At 70.8% G+C, this 19,194-nt stretch carries 19 protein-coding genes and 4 pseudogenes; 15 read left to right on the forward strand and 8 right to left on the reverse strand.

The genetic code is table 11. From position 1 onward, the window contains the following. Nucleotides 1-17: 17 nt before the first annotated feature. Nucleotides 18-869 (forward strand): NAD(P)H-binding protein, encoded by an 852-nt coding sequence (locus OHB09_RS00155; protein ID WP_328921389.1) that lies wholly within the window; start codon nucleotides 18-20, stop codon nucleotides 867-869. Nucleotides 870-1,013: 144 nt separating this feature from the next. Then, nucleotides 1,014-1,569 (forward strand): annotated as a pseudogene (locus OHB09_RS00160) (transposase); the annotation flags it as partial. Here the strand turns inward: OHB09_RS00160 and OHB09_RS00165 are convergent. Both OHB09_RS00165 and OHB09_RS00170 read right to left on the reverse strand, forming a co-directional pair. Next, nucleotides 1,544-1,894, reverse strand: a pseudogene (locus OHB09_RS00165) (transposase); the annotation flags it as partial. The pseudogenes OHB09_RS00160 and OHB09_RS00165 sit on opposite strands and share 26 nt — an antisense overlap. Before the next feature lie 82 nt (nucleotides 1,895-1,976). After that, nucleotides 1,977-2,168: pseudogene (locus OHB09_RS00170) on the reverse strand (siderophore-interacting protein); the annotation flags it as partial. Nucleotides 2,169-2,394: 226 nt separating this feature from the next. On the opposite strand from OHB09_RS00170, the gene OHB09_RS00175 reads away from it, so the two are divergent. Both OHB09_RS00175 and OHB09_RS00180 read left to right on the forward strand, forming a co-directional pair. Then, nucleotides 2,395-3,180, forward strand: coding sequence for a helix-turn-helix domain-containing protein (locus OHB09_RS00175; RefSeq protein WP_328921390.1), 786 nt, complete (start codon nucleotides 2,395-2,397; stop codon nucleotides 3,178-3,180). 230 nt (nucleotides 3,181-3,410) lie between these two features. Further along, nucleotides 3,411-4,583: a 4-hydroxybenzoate 3-monooxygenase gene (locus OHB09_RS00180; protein WP_191854350.1), complete on the forward strand. Its 1,173-nt coding sequence runs from the start codon at nucleotides 3,411-3,413 to the stop codon at nucleotides 4,581-4,583. Nucleotides 4,584-4,722: 139 nt separating this feature from the next. Here the strand turns inward: OHB09_RS00180 and OHB09_RS33250 are convergent. Continuing rightward, a pseudogene (locus OHB09_RS33250) lies at nucleotides 4,723-5,406 on the reverse strand (Tn3 family transposase); the annotation flags it as partial. A gap of 250 nt (nucleotides 5,407-5,656) precedes the next feature. On the opposite strand from OHB09_RS33250, the gene OHB09_RS00190 reads away from it, so the two are divergent. Continuing rightward, entirely contained in the window at nucleotides 5,657-5,824 is a 168-nt protein-coding gene (locus tag OHB09_RS00190; protein WP_319351960.1) for a hypothetical protein, read from the forward strand. A 177-nt stretch (nucleotides 5,825-6,001) separates the two neighbouring features. Here the strand turns inward: OHB09_RS00190 and OHB09_RS00195 are convergent, their stop codons facing one another. The 3 genes from OHB09_RS00195 to OHB09_RS00205 all read right to left on the reverse strand — a co-directional run bounded on the left by OHB09_RS00195 (nucleotide 6,002) and on the right by OHB09_RS00205 (nucleotide 9,116). Then, nucleotides 6,002-7,429 carry an aldehyde dehydrogenase (NADP(+)) gene (locus OHB09_RS00195; protein WP_328921392.1) on the reverse strand — a complete coding sequence of 476 codons (1,428 nt, stop codon included), beginning with the start codon at nucleotides 7,427-7,429 and terminating at the stop codon, nucleotides 6,002-6,004. A 20-nt stretch (nucleotides 7,430-7,449) separates the two neighbouring features. Then, nucleotides 7,450-8,148, reverse strand: a complete 699-nt coding sequence (locus tag OHB09_RS00200) for a GntR family transcriptional regulator (protein WP_050811105.1) — start codon at nucleotides 8,146-8,148, stop codon at nucleotides 7,450-7,452. A gap of 83 nt (nucleotides 8,149-8,231) precedes the next feature. Continuing rightward, on the reverse strand, nucleotides 8,232-9,116 hold the full coding sequence (locus tag OHB09_RS00205) for a dihydrodipicolinate synthase family protein (RefSeq protein WP_006138719.1): 885 nt from the start codon (nucleotides 9,114-9,116) through the stop codon (nucleotides 8,232-8,234). 172 nt (nucleotides 9,117-9,288) lie between these two features. On the opposite strand from OHB09_RS00205, the gene OHB09_RS00210 reads away from it, so the two are divergent. The 3 genes from OHB09_RS00210 to OHB09_RS00220 are packed head-to-tail and all read left to right on the forward strand — an operon-like array spanning nucleotide 9,289 to nucleotide 12,286. After that, a complete protein-coding gene (locus tag OHB09_RS00210; protein WP_191854346.1) occupies nucleotides 9,289-10,641 on the forward strand; it encodes an MFS transporter in 1,353 nt (450 codons plus the stop codon). Then, nucleotides 10,638-11,645, forward strand: coding sequence for a dihydroxyacetone kinase subunit DhaK (locus tag OHB09_RS00215; protein ID WP_328921393.1), 1,008 nt, complete (start codon nucleotides 10,638-10,640; stop codon nucleotides 11,643-11,645). Before OHB09_RS00210 ends, OHB09_RS00215 begins: the two co-directional genes overlap by 4 nt. Then, entirely contained in the window at nucleotides 11,642-12,286 is a 645-nt protein-coding gene (locus OHB09_RS00220) for a DAK2 domain-containing protein (RefSeq protein ID WP_167795526.1), read from the forward strand. The genes OHB09_RS00215 and OHB09_RS00220 overlap by 4 nt, the downstream gene beginning before the upstream one ends. Before the next feature lie 129 nt (nucleotides 12,287-12,415). On the opposite strand, the gene OHB09_RS00225 is transcribed toward OHB09_RS00220, so the two are convergent. After that, a complete protein-coding gene (locus OHB09_RS00225; protein WP_328730311.1) occupies nucleotides 12,416-13,348 on the reverse strand; it encodes a LysR family transcriptional regulator in 933 nt (310 codons plus the stop codon). Nucleotides 13,349-13,443: 95 nt separating this feature from the next. Between OHB09_RS00225 and OHB09_RS00230 the strand changes: the two genes are divergently transcribed. From OHB09_RS00230 to OHB09_RS00245, 4 genes are all read left to right on the forward strand, one after another. Next, complete coding sequence (locus OHB09_RS00230; RefSeq protein ID WP_093598996.1) at nucleotides 13,444-13,761, forward strand: hypothetical protein; 318 nt, start codon at nucleotides 13,444-13,446, stop codon at nucleotides 13,759-13,761. Between the two features lie 509 nt (nucleotides 13,762-14,270). Then, nucleotides 14,271-15,161, forward strand: a complete 891-nt coding sequence (locus OHB09_RS00235; protein WP_328921394.1) for a GNAT family N-acetyltransferase — start codon at nucleotides 14,271-14,273, stop codon at nucleotides 15,159-15,161. Between the two features lie 39 nt (nucleotides 15,162-15,200). Continuing rightward, nucleotides 15,201-15,350 carry a hypothetical protein gene (locus OHB09_RS00240; protein WP_328921395.1) on the forward strand — a complete coding sequence of 50 codons (150 nt, stop codon included), beginning with the start codon at nucleotides 15,201-15,203 and terminating at the stop codon, nucleotides 15,348-15,350. Continuing rightward, nucleotides 15,347-15,652 (forward strand): transposase, encoded by a 306-nt coding sequence (locus OHB09_RS00245; protein WP_328921396.1) that lies wholly within the window; start codon nucleotides 15,347-15,349, stop codon nucleotides 15,650-15,652. The genes OHB09_RS00240 and OHB09_RS00245 overlap by 4 nt, the downstream gene beginning before the upstream one ends. 77 nt (nucleotides 15,653-15,729) lie before the next feature. Here the strand turns inward: OHB09_RS00245 and OHB09_RS00250 are convergent, their stop codons facing one another. Next, on the reverse strand, nucleotides 15,730-16,224 hold the full coding sequence (locus tag OHB09_RS00250; protein WP_328921397.1) for a MarR family winged helix-turn-helix transcriptional regulator: 495 nt from the start codon (nucleotides 16,222-16,224) through the stop codon (nucleotides 15,730-15,732). Nucleotides 16,225-16,351: 127 nt separating this feature from the next. On the opposite strand from OHB09_RS00250, the gene OHB09_RS00255 reads away from it, so the two are divergent. The 3 genes from OHB09_RS00255 to OHB09_RS00265 are packed head-to-tail and all read left to right on the forward strand — an operon-like array spanning nucleotide 16,352 to nucleotide 18,922. Further along, entirely contained in the window at nucleotides 16,352-17,104 is a 753-nt protein-coding gene (locus OHB09_RS00255; RefSeq protein ID WP_093599132.1) for an SDR family NAD(P)-dependent oxidoreductase, read from the forward strand. A gap of 11 nt (nucleotides 17,105-17,115) precedes the next feature. Further along, nucleotides 17,116-18,024 carry an NAD-dependent epimerase/dehydratase family protein gene (locus OHB09_RS00260; protein ID WP_328921398.1) on the forward strand — a complete coding sequence of 303 codons (909 nt, stop codon included), beginning with the start codon at nucleotides 17,116-17,118 and terminating at the stop codon, nucleotides 18,022-18,024. A 40-nt stretch (nucleotides 18,025-18,064) separates the two neighbouring features. Continuing rightward, complete coding sequence (locus OHB09_RS00265; RefSeq protein ID WP_328921399.1) at nucleotides 18,065-18,922, forward strand: alpha/beta fold hydrolase; 858 nt, start codon at nucleotides 18,065-18,067, stop codon at nucleotides 18,920-18,922. The last annotated feature ends 272 nt before the right edge of the window (nucleotides 18,923-19,194 follow it).

Below are 19,194 nucleotides of genomic sequence, written 5' to 3' on the forward strand. Positions count from 1 at the left end.
CGGTGAGGGAGTTGTGGATGATTGTTGTGTCGGCCGCTTCGGGAGCTTTCGGCCGACTGGTCATCGACCAGTTGCTGGCCCGGTGCCCCGCTGATCGCATCGTCGCCGCGGTGCGCAATCCGAAAGGGGTCGCGGATCTCGCCGCTCGCGGGGTCCGTGTCCGCCTCGGTGACTACGATGACCCGGCAACGCTGCGCACCGCTTTCGAGGGAGCCGACCGGCTGCTGCTGATCTCCTCTCCGGAGCTGGAACCCTCCCGCCGCGTCGGCCAGCACCAGGCAGCCATCGACGCGGCCCGCACCGCCGGAGTCGGTGCGATCGTCTACACCAGTTTCCTGGGTGCCGACACTCAGGCCCACGGTGTCACCGCAGCTCATCACGCCACCGAGCGCACCCTGTTCGCAAGCGGGCTGCCCCACACGCTGTTGCGCCACCCCTACTACAGCGAGGCATTCCTCAACGCGGGCCTGCGCGCCGCCGTCACCTCAGGTGAACTGGCCAGCGGCACCGGCGGGCGTGGCATCAATACCGCTTTCCGCGGTGAACTCGCAGAGGCCGCCGCCCACGTCCTCACCGAGGATTGCCACCTCGGCCGCGCCTACGACTTCACCGGCAACCTGTGGACCTACGGCCAGCTCGCCCACGCACTCAGCCGTATCTCCGGCAGACCCGTCGTCCACCGAGACCGGCACGGCCGCGCGCCCGGTGCCCAGGGCTGGCTTGAGGACCAGGTACGTGCCGGCGCACTGGAGCGACAGACCGACGATCTCCAGCGCGTCCTCGGTCACCCAGCCGCCACCCTCGACCAGGCCGTCACCGCAATCCTCGCCGAACCCGCCCCACCAGCCGCCGGCCCTGCCCCGGAGTGACATTCTGGTCCTACGCGATGATGTCGCATGGGAGCAGGAGTGGAGAATGTGCATGCCCCGACGCCCCGGCGCACCTATGTGGTCACAGCACTAGGCTGGTCCCGAAGCCATCGCAAGGCGCCCAGCGGGTCCAGGGAACACCACGTGGTCCAGCGGCTGCTGGACGATGCCTTCGAGGCGTTGGACGAGCAGACCACGGTGGTCCCGGGGACCGGCACCCTGGACATCGTCGTGCCCGCACTGGCCCGCTCGCTCGCCGCTGTCCACGAACAGCGCCGGGCCCTGGAAGCCCAGATCAACGCCCTACTGGAGGCCCCCGTCCTTCCCCGGTCCTGACGTCGACGTCAGGACCGCCACCCTCCTGCTGGTCACCGTCGGCGACGGCACCAGCTTCCCGAGCGCCGCCCGCCTGGCCTCCTACGCCGGACTCGCCCCGACCACGAAGTCGTCGGGGACCTCGATCCACGGCGAACACGCACCCCGAGGCGGCAACCGCCTGCTCAGACGCGCCATGTTCCTCTCCACCTTCGCCTGCCTGAATGCCGATCCCGCCTCCCGCGCCTACTACGACAAGCAACGAGCCCCCGGCAACACCCGCGCCCAGGCCCTCCTCCGACTCGCCCGCCAACGCATCGGTGGCCTGTTCGCCGTGCTCCGCGACGGCACCTTCCACAAACCTCAACCCGCCACGTCAGGCTGAATCGTCGAGAACCTGTCGCGCCGCACGAGGCGGTGTCGGTGGCGGCATGGACACTGACCTCGACCTGGCAGTTCGCCCGCTTGCCGACCGCTGCGCGGTACTGGCGGGCCACCCCGACCGACGCCTTGCCGCACTTGGCGAACGACACGTCGTCGATCACCCACACCTCAGGGCGGATGGCCTCGCACAACCACTCGGCGATCCGCCGCCTGACCGGTAACGGATCCCACGGCGACCGGTTCACGAACTGCCGCAGGGCCTGCATGTTCCCGTCCGGCAGACGCTCGGCCATCGGCTGGACGGACTTGCGCCGGCCGTCGAGCATCAAGCCTCGCAGACAGCACTCGCCCCGGAGCCGCTCCACTTCCCCCCAACCACTCCAGGAAGCTGTCCACGATCAGCCGAGATCAGATCTCGATGTCGAACTCCGACACCTCGGGCCGAAGGCGCCGGATCGAATAGGTCCGCACCCGCGGACGCTGCTTGCCGCCCTGGAGCGTGGACTGGAGAATCCATCGCTCACTGCCGGGCAGGAACACCTCTGCGTCCTCGTCGGAGTCGGCGAAGAACGGACGTCCCGACTGGTCGAAGCCCTGACCGCTGAAGGTGTCGGACGTCCTCGTCGTCCAGCGTGACGGTCATGAAATGTGGACTGGGCTGTTCGCTTCCCCGCACGGTCAACGACAGCATCCGTCGCTTGCACACGGGCGCTGGACCGGGCGGCCACCACTGCCTGCCCCGGGGAAGGGACTTGAGCTTCATCGTGGTCATGCGACCACTGTCGGCGAGACGCTTCGTGCGACGCCACCGGTAAACTGACGTCTGATGCCGAGAACCCGTCAACCATCATCAACGCCCGCCGATACAGGCGGTGGGATCCTGCAAGGGGGCGCCTGGCTGCCGCACGGCTTCCAGCTCGCCCCTCACAGCCACGTTCAGGGCCAGCTGGTGTACGCCGCCGCCGGCGCCCTCGCCACGGCGACGGAGCGCGGCACCTGGGTTGCTCCGGCGGATCGGATTACCTGGACGCCCCCGCGCTTCGCCCACTCGCACCGCTTCTACGGCCAGACCGACGTGCGGCTGGTGTCCGTACCGCCTGATCTGTGCGCCGAGCTCATCGATCACCCCGGTGTCTTCGCGGTGAGCCCACTGCTGCGCGAGGCCCTCTTGACGCTCACCGACGAACCAGAACGAAGGGCCGGCGCCCACCGGCGCCTGCTCGCCGTCATCATCGACGAGCTGGCTGACGCCGCCGAGGCCTCCCTGCACCTTCCCGAAGCCAGTGACGACCGGCTGTGTGCCGCCACCGACCTGCTGCGCGCGAACCCCGCCCGGCCTTCCACCCTGGCCGAGCTGGGCCGGGCGGTGGGAGCCAGCGAGCGCACGCTCAGCCGCCTGTTCCGCACCGAGCTGAACATGAGCTTCCACCGCTGGCGGACCATCCTGCGCATCCACCACGCTCTGGCACACCTGACCGACGGCATGACGGTGACGGAAACCGCGGTCGCATGCGGCTGGTCCAACCCGTCCACCTTCATCGACGCCTTCACCGAGGTCGTCGGCCAGACACCCGGCCGTTACCAGGCCGGGCTCCGCATTCGCGGACGCTAGCCACTGAGCCGACCTGTCCGCTTCGAAGCTGTCGAGTGTGCAATGAGCGTCACCCGAATCGACTTGGCGGGTTTCCGGTATCGAGTGTCGACCTACCAGTGGTTCGCAACCCGCCCGGTCTTTCACAGTGGACAGCGAGCGGGCACCGGCCTCCGACCTCATGGCCGGCGCCGCGACGTACGCGCTCGGCGCGTATCGACCACCGTACGGATCATGAAGGGCCTGAACGCATGACTGAGACACGCGACGACACGTCCGTCGTCATCATCGGGGCCGGCGTCGCCGGTCTGACCCTCGGCAGCTTCCTGCTGCGCAACGGCGTCGACTGCTTCGTGCTGGAGAAGCACCCGCGAGCCTATGTCGAGAAGCGCCAGCGCGCCGGAACGATCGACACCTTCGGGGTTCGCCTGTTCCGCGACTGGGGCTTGGAGGAAGTTCTGGAGGGCGACCCGATTCCGCACAGCGAGGGCGGTTTCTACATCGACGGCCAAGCGATGCCGATCGACGTGGACGAGGGCGACAACGAGAGCCTGTACTGCCCGCAGCAGGTCCTGGTGCGCAACCTCACCGAGGTCTTTCTCCGCGAAGGCGGTGACCTGCGCTACGAAGCTGCGGACGTCGCCCTGGAGAACATCGCCCAGGGCCGCCCGGTGGTGCGCTACCGAGATGCCGACGGTGCGGCGCGAGTCATCGACTGCGACTTCGTCGCCGGCTGCGACGGCTTCCACGGCGTCTCCCGCCGCTCCATCCCCGCCTCCGCGCTGACCGAGTACTCCTACGAGTACGGCTACTCCTGGCTCAGCGTCCTGGCCGCCACCGAGACCAGGCCCTCGGGCATGGCGATCCATGAACGGGGCCTGGCCGGGATGATCCCCCGCGGCCCCGCAGGCAGCCGCATCTACCTCCAGTGCGCGGTCGACGACACCCCCGAGCAGTGGCCGGACGAACGCATCTGGAGCGAGCTGGAGGCCCGGTTCGGCACGCGGCCCTCACACGGCGAGATCCTTTCCAAGCAGATCGTTCCGCTGCGCAGTGTGGTGTTCGACCCGATGAGCTACGGCAACCTGTACCTCCTGGGCGACGCCGCGCACATCGTTCCTCCAATGAGCGCCAAGGGCATCCACCTCGCTCTGCATGACACCGAGGTCTTCGCCCGCGCGGTGATCCGCCATGCCGCCGAGGGCGACTCGAGCCTCCTCGAGAGTTACTCGCAGACCTGCCTGCCGCACATCTGGAACTACCAGGCGTTCGCCACGTGGATCACCGACACCATGCACAACGCCGGATTCACGGGTTTCGAGGGCGAGTTCAAGAGGCAGATCGCCCGCGCTGAGCTCCAGCGCCAATTCGCCTCGGAGTCGGCGAACAAGCTGTTCAGCGAACTCACAGCCGGAACCAACTAAGGCCCGCTTCCTCCGGGACTGCGCTGCGTCCTCCTCATCCGGTTCCGGGCCCTCCGGGTCGCGCAGGGGGCGCAGGGCACGGGCCGCCGGGGCGGAGGCGTCGAAGCCGTGGCAGGTCCGGCAGGTCCGGCAGGTCCGGCAGGTCCGGCAGGTCGATCTTCGGGAGCGCCTTCTCGACCCGCTTGCGCAGCCAGGTCAGGGACGTCGACTCGCCGAGCGCGCCGAGCCCAGCGACGTTCAGCTTCACCCGCCCGTCGTCCTGCACCTCGATGGAATCTTCGCGGGCGGCCTCGCTTCTGCAAGGCGCTCGGTGAGCTGCTTCCACGCGGCGTCCGGGCCCCGCGCCGGCTCCACCAGGTGTTCCTCTCGGCGGGCGGTCCCGGCTCAGTGCCGTCAGGACCTCCTCCTCGGCCGCGCCCCAGTCGGGCCGGTCCAGCGGCGGGCACGCAGGCTGGACCGGCGGTGCGAAGGTGAGGCAAAGACATCGCGGTTGTTCAAGGCCCGGTGCAGTTGCTCCAGCACGCACACCACGTATGCGTCCCGGCCCAGTGCGCTCTGCGGCAGGCCGGGGTTGGCGCACACCGCCCTGCGCCACGCCGGCGGCACGAACTCGTCGTCCACCTCCCGGCAGCAACGGCTTGGCTCCCGCCTTCCGCCGCGCCAGCACCGGCAGGCAACGGACCTCGCCCAGGGCCCACTTGCCCGCGCTCACCGCATCAAGCGCCTTCGACTCGCCCAGCAGCGACAGGAACGGCCGCACCGTGGCGCACTGGGTCGCGAGCCCAGCCCGCAGGGCGATCTCCGCGGAGTCCTCGTCCTCGGGCGCAGCGGGGCCGGGCCGCCGCCGGCTTTCTTGCAGTCGCGTGCGCACCGAGACACGGGAGGGCTGGGGGTCGTGGAGTTCAACGGCGGCGGCGACGCAGAGGCAGGAGGGGTGGTGGGAAAGACGTCGACGGCGGCGAGGAAGGGTGTGCGGGGCGTGAGATCGGGGCGGTCCAGCACGTCGGGCAGCACAGAGGCGTCGAACCGGCGCAGCGAGGGACAACGCGGTACGGCCCGCACTGCAGCGCCTCATGGTCCGGGAGATCGACGCCGTCTCCGCGCGGCCGACGAGAGTCGTGGAGATCGACTCCTCCCACTCACCGTTCCTCTCCCCGCCGGCCACGCTCGCGGAGGTCATCGAGGCGGCACACACAGCACTGCGCGCGGCCGACGAGCCCGCGCGGACTGCCCGGGTCTGATTCCGCCCGGGTGGCCGGCGGGCTTCGAACAGGCGGCGTTGTCCGGTGGGTCGGCCGGTGCGGAGGCGTGCCGGTGAGCCGGTGGCAGGGCGATACAGGACGCGAGAGCCCACTCACCGGCCTGCCCCTCCGGCAGGCCCTCGAAGCGTCGGCGGACGGCCCGGACCCGACGAAGCACTACCGGCGGTCCCGGACGGCGGGCGGCAGGCCGCGCTCGGGGACGTTCTGGAAGGCGACCGGGCGGCGGAAGCGGTGCACGGCCGCCGTGCCGACGGAGGTGGTGGTGGGCGCCGTCGAGGCGGGCCAGGGGCCGCCGTGCTGCTGGGCGTCGCTGACGGTGACCCCGGTGGGCCACTCGTTCCAGATGACGCGTCCGGCGTGCCGGGTGAGGGCGTCGAGCATGCGCAGTCCGTCCTCGTCGAGGGCGTGGCCCCCCTGGACGGTGCCGGTCAGGGTGCCCCCGAAGTCGCCGAGAACCTCCTCGACCTCGTCCAGGGTGTCGTACTCGACGAGAAGCGAGGCCGGGCCGAAGACCTCCGTGGAGATCAGCGAGGGGGTGGTGCGCACGGCCTCGGTGGTGGTCCGCAGCACCACGACGTCGGGGAGCCCGTCGCCGCCCGGGGTGCGCGCGGCGACGCGTACTCCGTCCTGGGCGGCGAGGTCGTCGAGCGCGGTCGCGTAGCCGGTGGCGGTGCGGGCGTCGAGCATCGGACCGGCGACGAGTGGCGGCATGGCCGCGAGGAAGGCGTCGACGTCGGGGACGAACACCACGCCGGGCTGGGTGCAGAACTGCCCCGAGCCGAGGGTGAAGGACGCGGCGAATCCGTCGGCGATGTCCGCGCCCCGTTCGGCCCACCCTGCGGGGGTGACGACGACCGGGTTGGTGGAGCCGAGTTCGCCGTAGAACGGAATGGGGTCGGGACGGCCGGCGGCCAGCTGGAAGAGCTGGTGCCCGCCGCGCGTGGACCCCGTGAAGCCGACGGCCTTGATCCGGTGGTCGCGTACGGCGTCGGCACCGTCCCGCTCCCCCTCGATCAACTGAAGCAGGTCGGGGGCGGCTCCCACGTCGGCCAGGGCCGCCGCCGCGACGGACGCGGTGAGCCGGGAGAGCGCGGGATGCCCGGGGTGGGCCTTGACGACGACGGAGCAGCCCGCGGCGAGCGCGCTGACCGTGTCACCGCCCAGCACGCCGAACGCGAAGGGGAAGTTGCCCGCGGCGAAGACCAGGACGGGGCCGAGCGGCACGGTGGTGCGGCGGATGTCGGGGCGGGCGCCCATCGGCCAGTCGGGGTCGGCGTGGTCGATGCGGACGTCGTCCAGGGCGCCGGTGGCGAGGCGGTCGGCGAACAGCCGGCACTGGAAGGTGGTGCGGGCGAGCTCGCCGGTGAGCCGGGCCTCGGGCAGATGCGTCTCGCGGTGGGCGACGGGGATCAGTCGGCCCGCGGCGGCGTCGAGCGCGTCGGCGAGCACGGTCAGCAGCCGGGCGCGGTCGGCCGGCGAGGAGGTGCGGATTCGTTCTGCCGCGGCCGTCGCCCTGGCGAGGACGGTGTCGAGTGGTGGCGCGGCGGGGGCGGAGGTGAGGGTGGCGGGTGGTGCGGAGTGCATGTGGAGGACCTCGTAAGGGGTCAGGTGACGATGTCGTGGGAGGCCATGTCGGCCAGCGTCCACTCCTCGACCTCGGTCAGATGGAGTGCGGCGGCCTCCTGGGCGGCGGCGATGTCGCGCGCGGCCATGGCGTCCAGGATCTCCAGGTGGCGCCGGGTGGAGCCGGCGAGGCGGTGCGGGCCGGTGGCGCCGAGGACCCGCAGCCAGTAGACGAACGGTTCGACGGACTCGCGGGCGGCGATCAGCCGGCTGTTGTCGGTGTGGGCGATGATCTCGTGGTGGATGCGGGTGTCGCTCGCGAAGAACGGCTCGTAGTCGCCCTGTTCGGCGGCGCGCAGCGCGGCGACGGCCTCCTCGCGCAGGTCGGCGATCTGCTCCAGGGGCATCGCCTCGGCGGCGACGCCGGTGGCGAGCCACTCCAGGCCCTTGCGCAGCTGGCACACCTCGTGGACGTCCTGACGGGAGGGCCGAGTGACGAAGGTGCCCGAGCGGGGCCGGGTCTCCACGAGGCGGTCGTGCTCCAGGCGCACCAGCGTGTCGCGGACCGGGGTGCGCGACACGCCGAACTCGGTGGCGATGGCCTGCGGGTCGATCCGGGAGCCGGGCGCGTAGACGCCGGTGGTGATCCGGTCGCACAGGATCGAGTAGAGCTGTTCGGAGATCGACTCCACGACGAGCGGGGCGGCGCCGCCGCGGCTACGAACGGAGGGAGTGGCCATGATCGCCCTTCTTGTCCGGCTTCCGAGGGACCCGCCGGCACCGGCCGACGCGGTACCGGCGCCGGTCGACAGCATCTGATGGATCAGATCAGGTTAGCGGCTTCGAGAGCGGCGCGGATGCGTCCCCGTTCTGCGTCCGTGGCGGGCTTGAACGGACGGCGCGGGAGGCCGGGCGAGCGGCCCTGGAGCTCCAGGGCGGCCTTGAGGGTTGCGGGCAGGTTGGGGGCGTCGATGGCCCGCCAGACGGTGAGGATGCGCTCGTGCAGTGCGAGGGCCTTGGCGTGGTCGCCGGCCTGGACGGCGTCCCAGAGTTCGACGCTGAGGCGCGGTGTGACGGTGGGGATGGCGGCGAGCGCACCGTGGGCGCCCATGACGAAGGCCGGGTAGTGCAGGTCGTCGAGGGCGGCGAGGACGGTGAACCGGTCGCGCATGCGGTGCAGCAGGTCTGCGAGGAGGTGGATGTCGCCGCCGGACTGCTTGACGGCGACGACCTGCGGGACGTCGCGCAGCAGCTCGATGGTGTCGACCGGGACCAGCGCCCAGGGCACCACGTTGTAGAGCACGATCGGCAGGTCGGTGGCCTCGCCGATCTCGCGGTAGTGGGCGACGGTCTCCTCCGGTGAGGGCGCGAAGACGTAGTGGACCGGGGTGACCTGGAGCGCGTCGACGCCGGCGTCCTTGAGCGCGAGCGAGTACCGCTTGGCCTGGGCGGTGGAGTTCTGGATGACTCCCCCGATGACCGGAACTCGACCGCCGACCTCGTCGACCACGGTGGCACAGATCGCCGCGCTTTCCTCCAGGGAGAGGGTCTGCCCCTCGCCGGTGCTGCCGCAGGCGCAGATGGCGGTCACGCCCTGTTCGAGGAGGTACTTGACCTCGCCGCGCAGCAGAACCAGGTCGACCTGGTCGTTCTCGTCGAACGGCGTGACGACGGTGGAGATCATGCCGCCGAGCTGGATGTCCTTCACGTGTGTCTCCCGGGTATTGCCGCGACCTCAGTGCGGATGTAATGTCTGATGCATCAGATGCTAGCACGCGGTTCCAGACATAAGAACCGTCGATTTCCGGACACGGTCCCCCTCCTCCACTCTGGGGGAGTGCCCACCGCGTCATCCGAGCCGCCACCGCAATGGAGCGAGCATGCCCCAACCGGCCGCCACCCCCGCTTCCCGGGAGTCCTCCCTGCGCAAGGTCGTCACCGCCAGCGCCCTGGGAACCACCGTCGAGTACTACGACTTCACCCTGTACGCCACCACCGCGGCGCTCGTCTTCGACAAGGTGTTCTTCCCCGACGCCTCTCCCCTGGTGGGCACCCTCGCCGCCTTCGCCACGTACTTCGTCGGCTACGCCGCCCGACCACTGGGCGGCATCTTCTTCGGACACTTCGGCGACCGCCTCGGCCGCAAGAACGTCCTGATCATCACCATGCTGATGATGGGTCTCGGCACGTTCGCGATCGGCCTGCTGCCCTCCTACGACAGCATCGGCGTCGCGGCCCCCGTCCTGCTCGTCCTCATCCGGCTGATACAGGGCCTGGGCATGGGCGGCGAGTACGGCGGCGGCGTCCTGATGGCCCTGGAGTACAGTCCCCGCTCCCGCCAGGGCTTCTTCACCTCACTGGTGCACATCGGTACTCCGGCCGGTGTACTCATCCCCGTCGGCCTGGTCAGCATCCTCGACGCCACCCTGCCCCCGGGCTCCTACGACTCCTGGGCCTGGCGCATGCCGTTCCTCGCCAGCATCCTGCTGGTCGGCGTCGGCCTCTGGATGCGCCTGCACGTCACCGAGAGCCCCGAGTTCGTCAGGATGCGCGAGGACCGCGAGGTGCAGAGCCTGCCCGTCAAGCAGGTCCTCACCCGGCAGCCGGCCACGGTCGTCCTCTCCGTCCTGGCCAAGATCGCCGAGAGCGGTCTGTTCAACATCTACTACGTGGTGGCCATCACCTACGTCACCACCGAACTCGACCTGGCCAAGGGACCCGTTCTCCTCGCCGTCCTGATCGCCTGTGCCGTCGAGTGCGTCACCCTGCCCTGGTTCGGTGCCCTCTCCGACCGCATCGGCCGGCGCAAGGTGTACATCTTCGGCGCCGCCTTCCAGGCCGTCCTCGCGCTGCCGTTCTTCCTGCTGATGGAGACCGGCCAGTTCTGGGGCTACACCGTCGGCATGACCCTCGGGCTCGGCGTCGGACACGCCGCGATGTACGGCGCGCAGGGCGCCCTGTTCTCCAACCTCTACCCGGTCAACGTCCGCTACACCGGACTGTCCGTCACCCAGCAGATCGGCGCCACCCTCGGCGGCGGACTCTCCCCGCTCATCGGCACCGCCCTGCTCTCCGCGGCCGGCGGCCACTGGTCCTGGCTGATCGCCTACTGCGTCGGTGTCGCCGTCCTGTCCGGACTGGCCGCCACCCGCCTGCGCGCCGGCGAGGCCCCCGAGCACACCGCGCCCGCGACGGACGCCGCACCCCACCCTGAAAGGACCCAGGTCTCGTGAACCGCCTGTTCCTGCCGGCCGAAACCCCCGTCGAGCAGGCCCTGCACGGCCTGGCCGCCGCCCACCCCGGGCTGCTGGACCTGCATGAGGACCCTCTCTACGTCACCGCCCGCGAACGCCACCCCGCCCGGCGCGTCGGCCTCGTCTCCGGCGGCGGCTCCGGCCACGAGCCGCTGCACACCGGCTTCGTCGGCGCCGGGATGCTGGACGCCGCCGTCCCCGGCCGGATCTTCGCCTCCCCGCACAACCGGCAGGTCTACGAGGCGTCCAAGGCCGTCACCGGACCCGAGGGCGTCCTGCACGTCGTGAAGAACTACACCGGCGACCGCATCAACTTCGGCATCGCCGCCGAACGCCTGCGGGCCGACGGCATCCCCGTCCGGCGCGTCCTCGTCGACGACGACCTCGCCACCGAGAGCGAGGAGACCGCGACCGGACGACGTGGCACCGGAGCCACCGTACTGGTGGAGAAGCTTCTCGGCGGCGCCGCCGACACCGGCGCGGGGCTCGACGAACTGGCCGCGCTCGGCGCCGAGTTCTCCGCCGCCTCGCGCAGCGTCGCGGTCGCCGCCCGCGCCCAGACCGCGCCGTCGCGCGGCGGGGAGGCGTTCGCGCTGCCGGACGGCACCCTGGAGTACGGCGTCGGCATCCACGGCGAACGCGCCGCCACCACCGTGGAGCACCCCGGCTTCGAGCGGCTCGTCGACCGCATGACCGCGCAGGTCGCCGACGCCCTGCCCGCGACGACCGGCTCCGTCCTCCTGCTCGTCAACGGCCTGGGCGCGACCACCCTGCTGGAGCTGTACGCGATCCACGCCCGGGTGTCCGAGACGCTCGGGAAGCGGGGCCTGGAAGTGGCCGGCCGGCTCGTCGGCACGTTCGTCCCCGCCCTCGACATGAGCGGCTTCTCCCTCACCCTCACCGCGCTGCGCGAGGACTGGGCCGCCCACTGGCACGCCCCCGCCCGCACCCCCGCCTTTCCCGCACCGGAGTCCGCCCGATGACCACCGACCAGAGCCTGGTGCTGCGCACCTACGCCGACGCCGCGCGCACCGCCCACGCCACCCTCACCGCCCTCGACCAGCTCTCCGGAGACGGCGACTTCGGCGACAACCTCCGCGAGGGCCTCGACCGCGTCACCGCCGCCCTGGACGCCCACCCGGACCGGCCGCCCTACGCCGTCGCCGCCTCCGTCTTCCTCGACGAGGTCGGCGGCACGAGCGGCCCGCTCATCGGGCTGCTCTTCCAGGAACTGGCCCGCGCGCACGAGGCCCACTCCGACGAACGGGACGCCTGGCGTGCCGGGACCGGAGAAGGGCTGGCGGCGATCCAGCGGGTCGGCGAGGCCGAGCCCGGGGACCGCACCATGGTCGACGCCCTCGTTCCCGCCCGGGACGCCCTCGAAGCGGGGTCCGGTCCCCGCGAGGTGGCCCTCGCCGCCCTTGAGGGCGCCCACGCCACCGCCGCCCTGCGCGCCCGCCGCGGCCGCGCCTCCTACGTCGGACAACGGGCCGTCGGGTTCCCCGACCCCGGCGCCCTCGGCGTCGCCCTGCTGTTCTGGTCCCGCGCACGGGCACGGAAGGAGGCACCCGGTGAACTCAGCGCGTATCTGCCGACGGTGCCGGGGACGGAGCCACCGGCCTGACTCCCCCGCCGCCGCGGACTCCTCGGGCCGCAGGCGCGGCGCACCGGCAGAGGGCGGACCCCGCAAGCGGGGAACCGGCCGGGCGTCTGCCATCGGTCGCCACCGTCGGCAGCGGGCTCGACCGCCTCATCAGGGTCGACCGGCGGTCTCCGGCGGCGCTGCCGGGCCACGACCCGCAGCCCCGGACACCACCCCGTCCGCCTCCTCCGCCTCCTCCGCCGCCTCCACCGCGGCGGCGACGAAGGAGGCGACCAGGGGGCGGCGGTCGTCCTGCGCCCAGGCGACGACCAGTGCGCTGCGGGCCGCGTCGGCCACCGGCCGGTAGACGAGGCCGGGTCGGGCCGGCAGCGCCAGCGAGCGGGGCAGGACCGCCACCGTGCGCCCCAGCCTGATCATGTCCAGGAGGACCGCCCCGTCCTCGACCTCGGGACCCGGCCGGCCCTCGGGCGCCCCTGTCCAGCGCACACCCTTCCAGCGGGGCAGTGCCTCCTGGGCGAGGTCGGCGAGCGTGATCTCGGGGCGGGAGGCGAGCCGGTGGCCCGGCGGCAGGATGGCGACACGTCCCTCGACCGCCAGCGTCTCGTGGTGCAGCCCGGTCGTGTCGTCGAAGGGCACGTACAGCAGGGCGGCGTCCGCGCGGCCGTCGCGCACATGGTCCGCGCGATCCGTGGCGCCGCCGAAGAGCACGTCCACCTGGCGGGCGTCGGGTCTGCGGGCGTAGGCGGCCAGGATGCCGGACAGGAGGTTGGCGTCGCCGCCGGCCTTGATGACCAGGCGCAGCCGGCCCTGCCGGTCGCCGGCCCGGCGGGCCTTCTCGGCGGCGGCGCCGACGGCGTTGAGCGCGTGCCGGCCGTGGGTCAGGAGCGCCTCGCCCGCGGGGGTGAGGGCGACCTGTCTGCTGGAGCGGTGCAGCAGCGTCGTACCGAGCCGGGACTCCAACCGCCGTACCGCCTTGGACAGGGCGGGCTGGGCGATGGCGAGTCGCGTCGCGGCACGGCCGAAGTGCAGTTCCTCGGCGACGGCGACGAAGTACTCCAGCTCGCGGGTCTCCAGCTCGGCCATGCGGACCAGCCTACCGGTCGATCCATTCCCCCTAGGCATGGATCGGGAACGGACGGATCTTGGACGGACGGGAAAAACGCCTGTTCACTGGCCTCATGATTCACCACACGATGATCGTCGCGTTCGACCGTCCGATTCCCCCGAGCGAGCTGGAGCAGTATCTGAAGGAGTTCGAGGAGCTGGTGACGGGCTCCGGCCTGGTCGACTCGTGCGCGGTTCGGCCGCACCTGCGCGTCCCGGGCGACGACCACGCCCCGGTGGCCGTCGCCGACGCGATCGTGCGACTGGGCGTGGCCGACCTCGACGCCCTGAACGCCAGCTTCGCGATGCCCGGTGTCGGCGAGTTCGTCGCACGCTGGCAGGCCCGCCACCCGTACAAGGCGATATGGGCCAACCACGAGCCACTGAGCTGAGGACGCGGAGACCGGCGGCGCGGCTCGAAGCCCATGCCCGGACCGCCCGGTCGGCCCTGCCGACTGCCGGGGTCCGACATCGATCCGGCACCCTGGCCGGAGCCGCCGCCCTCCCGTAGCCCGATCCCGCATCACCGATACTCCTCGACGGACGCCGAGGGCCGCTCCGCCCGGGCACCCGGACGCGACCCACCGCTCTCCGCGGCACCGCTGCGGCCGAGCGTCTTCGTCGTGGCCCCGCCGTCCTATGCGTGGCACGGCACGGCGCTCGGACACACAACCCCCGCGGGACCGCCCGGGCACATCGATCACGGATCAGGGCGTGAGCAAATCCGTGGACGGGCCCTCAGCGCATCACTTAGGGTGTGGCTCCACGCCCTGAGAGAACGGAAGGAGGCGAGTGCCGTGCGGTTCACACCTTTCCAGCGCTCCCTCCTTCCGCTGTCCTTGCGTGGTTCGTGAGTTCTGACCGGGAGCGCTCCAAGCAGCCTGTATCCCGGAGGAATCCCATGACCGATCCGGTCATCCGCGCGCTCTCCGCGAGCGACGCTCATCTCTTCGACGCACTCCCCGACCCCCTGGGCGCCCGTGAAGGCCATCGGCGTACCCGGTTCCGCCCCGACTGGAAGCGCGTCGCCCTTCGCGACGGCGAGGTCGTCGCACGTGGCGCGTGGTGGGGCGGCCCCGACGACTCGGAGCCCGTCAACATCAACTGGTTCGACGTGGCCGAGGGCGAGGAGGAGGCCGGGGCCGAACTCCTGCGCTCCGCTCCCTGGCAGGTCGAACTCGAGATCAACCTGCCCGGTGGCTGGCGGGAGAAGACCGGCCTGCGCGCCGCCGCCGAGGCGCGCTTCGCCGCCGCACGAGCCGCGGGGTACGCACTCCTGGTGGAGCGCTTCCTGTACCGCTGGACCCCGCGGCGAGGTCTGCCCGAGCGGCCCGGACGCCTGCGCTTCAGCGCCGAACCCGACGACACCGTGTTCTTCGACGCGTTGCGCCGCATCCATTCCGTGACCCTGGACGCCCACGCGCTCAGGGCTGTCGAGGAGGGCGGCCTCGACCGGGCAGCCCAGGACGAACTCGACTTCTTCCACTGGTGCCCCTCCCCACGGGAGTGGTGGCGGATCGCGCACACTCCGGAAGGCGACCTGGTCGGCATTCACATCCCGGCCCACAATCCCTCCGGCCCGACCATCGGCTTCATCGGAGTCGTCCCGGAACAGCGCGGTCACGGCTACGCCTACGACCTCCTCGCGGACTGCACCCACCTCCTCGTCGAGCAGGGCGCGGAGTTCATCGGCGGAGCGACGGACCAGGGCAACTTCCCCATGGCCGCGAACTTCTCCAAGGCCGGCTTCCCCGTCATCGCCGAACGCATCAACTTCCACCCGGCGGGCTGAACTGCCGAGGTGTGTCGATCACGGGCGTCGTTGACGGTCGTGATCAACACACCTCGGCAGTTTCGTTTGGATCAGCCGGTCGTCGGTCCGGGTGTGCCGTTGGCTGATGCGCAGTTGACGCAGATCGAGCCGTTGCTCCCGGACGGACGCGAAGGCGGGGTGGCCGCTGGCGTGACCGTCGTGAAGTGATCGACGCAATCGCCTTCGAGTTCCAGACCGGCACGCAGCGGGTCCACCTGCCTGAGAAGTACGGCAACTGGCGAGGGGTCTACAACCGGCTGCGGATGTGGGCCGTGGACGGCACCTGGGAGCGGGTGTTCACCGCTCTGGTGGCGCAGGCCGACGCGGACGAGGACCTCGACCGGGCCGTCTCGGTCGATTCCACGATCGTGCGGGCCCACCAGCACACGGCCGGAGCCCGAAAAGAACTGGGGCGGTCCGCCCCAGCGAGCCCACCGACCATGCACTCGGACGCTTCCGAGCCGGCCTGAGCACCCGTAGTCAGGTGGACGTGTGCTCTGGATGCCGCCAAGCGAGCCGTTGCCGACCTGCGCCGGCGGCTCTCGCGTCAGCAGTCGACGTCACTGGCGGTGATGTTGTCCTGCGCGGTACGGGCGACGCGGGCGAGCAAGGCGCGCAACTGAAGGTTGTCGTGTTCGTCGAGGTCCATGAGCAAGTCCGCTTCGGCGGCGGCGAGCTTCTCTCGGACCTCGCTCAGGCGCATGCGGCCGGTGTCGGTGAGCAGGACCTGTCGGGCACGGCGATCGCGGGGGTCGGGCCTACGGCTGACCAGCTCGTGGTCTTCGAGGTCGTCGAGGAGATAGGTCAGCACGGTCCGGTCCAGGCTCACTGCTCGGGCGAGGGCCAGCTGGGAGGGCGGCTCGCCGTCGGCGAGGGCAACCAGGATGAGGTAGGCGCGTGCCCCGCCCGGCAGGTCGGCGACAGACGCGGTGGCGAGCCGACTGAACGCCGACGAGACCATGCGGATCGCCCAGCCCAGGTCAGTTTCCAGCGCCAGCCCAGCGGCCTCGCCGGCGGCATTGTCGGACATGGGTGCGCTCATGCCCCGAACTCTAACACGATGAGCGTCAAAGCAGATGTTCTTGCGAACAGAACATCTTGCGTCCATAGTGTTTTGGGTGGTTGGCGATCTCTGACCACCCGCAACCCCTACCGCAAGGGACATGACCATGAGCAGCAGCAGTGTTCTGCAGGGCCGCACGGCACTGGTGACCGGAGCCACATCGGGGATCGGCAAGGCCATTGCCCAGAACCTGGCACGTCAGGGCGCAATGGTCGTGCTGCACGGTCGGGACCAGTCGCGGGGCGAGACGCTGGTGAAGGACCTCGTGACCCAGGGGGCCACGGCACGCTTCATCACCGCTGACCTCTCCGACGCCGAGGGCCCCCTGCGGTTGGCCGCCGAGGCCGGATCGGTCGACATCCTGGTGAGCAACGCGGGCCTGTACGAATTCACGCCCACCGCCGCGACGGACGCGGCGAGCTTCGACCGGCACATCGCTGTCAACACTCGCGCGCCCTTCCTCCTGGTCGGCGCGCTGGCACCGGCGATGGCTGAGCGCGGGCAGGGCTCGATCGTGCTGGTCGGCTCCAACGCCGCCCGCTTGCCCGCCCCGATCGGCGCAGCCTACGGTGCCTCCAAGGCCGGTGTGGAAATCCTCACCCGCTACTGGGCCACCGAGTTCGGGCCTTCCGGCGTACGGGTCAACACCGTCTCCCCGGGCCCCGTCCACACCGAAGGCACGCAGGCGATCTTCGGCGAGCACCTCGCAGTCCTGGACTCCACCAACGCCCGCGGCCGTGCCGGAGACCCCGCCGAGATCGCCGAGATCGTCTCGTTCCTCGCCGGTCCGGCCAGTTCGTACGTCAACGGCGCCGTACTGTTCGCCGACGGCGGCGAGCGCAGCGTTCTTCCCGTGTGAGGAGCGGCGTCATGAACGTATTCATCATCGGTGCCACCGGCTTCGTCGGCGGCCACCTCGCCCGCCACTTGATCGCCGAGGGCCACACCGTCACCGGTCTGGCCCGAACCGAAAGTGCTGCCCTCACCCTCCGGGCCCGGGGCATCAGCCCGGTGGCCGCCGATCTGGACACCCGACGTGCCGGCGCAGTCGAGGCGGCTCTGCGTGCCGATGCCGTCATCTACGCGGCCCAGGCCGACCCGGAGCACGAGACCGCGACCGTCGCCGACCTGACCCGGGCGCTGACGGGAACAGGCAAGACACTCATCTTCCTGTCCGGCAGTGGGGTGCTGATGCAGCGCACCGCCGGCGCCTGGAGTCCGGATACCTTCGCCGAGGACGACCCGTTCCTTCCCGAGCCACTGGCAGGCTCCCGCAAGGCCGCCGAGGACACCGTCCTGGCCGCCGTAGCCCACGGCACGCGCGCCATGGTCGTCCGCCCCGGCCTGATCTGGGGACCTGGCGACCACGGCCACATGTCGATGATCTACCAGTCCGTCGCCGTGGTCGGGGCTGCTGCCTATATCGGCAACGGGCTGGCCACCTACAGCCACGTCCACATCGACGATATGACCCGGCTGTTCGGCCTCGCACTGGCCAGGGGCAGGTCGGGCGGGCTCCACCATGCGGTGGCTGGCGAGACGCCCAACCGGTGGATCGCGGAGAGAGTCGCCCAAGACCTCGGCGTCAAGGCGCGCAGCGTCACGCTCGAGGAAGCCGAACAGGTGTGGGGGCCGTTCGGCGCCCTCATCATGGCCGCCTCGAGCCGCATCCGTGCCGTCGCCGCCCACCGGGAACTGGGGTGGCAGCCTCAACACGCCGACATGCTCACCATGATCGGCGACCAGCAGCTGCGAGCCCTCGCAACCCCCAGTCCCTGACTCATCCGCAGAACATCCCAGCGATGAAAGGAAATGTGTAGTGAACACAACCGACTGGCTACCCGACGGCTTCACCATCAAGCGCACCGCCACCAACGACCCACACCTCTCGGTAGCGGTCGCAGGCAGCGGGCCTGTCCTGGTCCTCCTCCACGGCTGGCCCCAAACCTCCCGCGCCTGGGCACGGGTCATGCCGGCCCTGGCCCGCACCCACACAGTCGTCGTCCCCGATCTGCGCGGCACCGGAGACAGCGACCGCCCCGCAGACGGCTACGCCAAGACCAACCAGGCCGACGACATCCGAGGCGTCCTCCACGCCCTGAACCTGACAGGCCCCGTCGCGGTGACTGGCCATGACATCGGCTCGATGATCGCCCTGGCCTGGGCAGCCTCCCACCCCGAGGACATCTCCCATCTGGTCCTGGTCGACGCTCTGTTGCCCGGCCTCGGCCTGGAAGAAGCGATGAACGTCGCGGAGGGCGGCATGTGGCACTTCGGCTTCTTCATGACTCCCGACATACCAGAGATGCTCCTCGACGGCCACGAACTGGAGTTCGTCACCGCCACGTTCACCGCCATGTCCAATCCGGGCACCTTCAGCGAAGCCGACCTGGCCGCCTACGCCCAGGCCTACACCGGCAGGGAGAGACTGCGCGCAGGCTTCGCCCACTACCGCACACTCCTTGATGACGGTCACGACAACCGCACCCTGCTCGCGCGGCGCAAGCTGTCCATGCCTGTCCTGGCCGTCGGCACCACGCACTCCGGCACCAGCCTCGCCGAGTTCCTCGCCCCTCACGCGGACGATGTGCAAGGCGCCGTCGCACCCACCGGACACTTCGTCGCTGAAGAAGACCCTGACTGGTTCCTCACGACCCTGACCGACTTCCTCTCCTGACATCACCTTTATGACCTCCTGCACCTTGCCGCACGTAGATCCGATCGGATCGGGCCAGGCAGGGCAGGGCCAACACGGCCTCGCCTGGCCGGAGGCAGAGGCGCGCCGCTCTGGTGTACGGCCGCGGGCAGAAGTCTGTGCCGGCCCCCGCTGAGGATGTGACGGGGGCGAGATAGGGCCGTTGGTATGGAGCAGGAGGGTGTCTCCGGGCGGCGATACGGCAAGTGGGACTGGCCTCACTGTTCACTCCGCGGGGACTCCTGAGCACCCAT

It is taken from the genome of Streptomyces griseoaurantiacus, from assembly GCF_036189845.1.
GTDB classification, from domain to species: Bacteria; Actinomycetota; Actinomycetes; order Streptomycetales; family Streptomycetaceae; genus Streptomyces; species Streptomyces griseoaurantiacus.

Excerpts from the sequence above, each read along its gene's own strand:
- OHB09_RS00155 (WP_328921389.1), top strand. The coding sequence starts at position 18 with ATGATTGTTGTGTCGGCCGCTTCGGGAGCTTTCGGCCGACTGGTCATC.
- OHB09_RS00175 (WP_328921390.1), top strand. The coding sequence starts at position 2,395 with ATGCCGAGAACCCGTCAACCATCATCAACGCCCGCCGATACAGGCGGT.
- OHB09_RS00180 (WP_191854350.1), top strand. The coding sequence starts at position 3,411 with ATGACTGAGACACGCGACGACACGTCCGTCGTCATCATCGGGGCCGGC.
- OHB09_RS00190 (WP_319351960.1), top strand. The coding sequence starts at position 5,657 with ATGGTCCGGGAGATCGACGCCGTCTCCGCGCGGCCGACGAGAGTCGTG.
- OHB09_RS00195 (WP_328921392.1), bottom strand. The coding sequence starts at position 7,429 with ATGCACTCCGCACCACCCGCCACCCTCACCTCCGCCCCCGCCGCGCCA.
- OHB09_RS00200 (WP_050811105.1), bottom strand. The coding sequence starts at position 8,148 with ATGGCCACTCCCTCCGTTCGTAGCCGCGGCGGCGCCGCCCCGCTCGTC.
- OHB09_RS00210 (WP_191854346.1), top strand. The coding sequence starts at position 9,289 with ATGCCCCAACCGGCCGCCACCCCCGCTTCCCGGGAGTCCTCCCTGCGC.
- OHB09_RS00220 (WP_167795526.1), top strand. The coding sequence starts at position 11,642 with ATGACCACCGACCAGAGCCTGGTGCTGCGCACCTACGCCGACGCCGCG.
- OHB09_RS00225 (WP_328730311.1), bottom strand. The coding sequence starts at position 13,348 with ATGGCCGAGCTGGAGACCCGCGAGCTGGAGTACTTCGTCGCCGTCGCC.
- OHB09_RS00230 (WP_093598996.1), top strand. The coding sequence starts at position 13,444 with ATGATTCACCACACGATGATCGTCGCGTTCGACCGTCCGATTCCCCCG.
- OHB09_RS00235 (WP_328921394.1), top strand. The coding sequence starts at position 14,271 with ATGACCGATCCGGTCATCCGCGCGCTCTCCGCGAGCGACGCTCATCTC.
- OHB09_RS00250 (WP_328921397.1), bottom strand. The coding sequence starts at position 16,224 with ATGAGCGCACCCATGTCCGACAATGCCGCCGGCGAGGCCGCTGGGCTG.
- OHB09_RS00255 (WP_093599132.1), top strand. The coding sequence starts at position 16,352 with ATGAGCAGCAGCAGTGTTCTGCAGGGCCGCACGGCACTGGTGACCGGA.
- OHB09_RS00260 (WP_328921398.1), top strand. The coding sequence starts at position 17,116 with ATGAACGTATTCATCATCGGTGCCACCGGCTTCGTCGGCGGCCACCTC.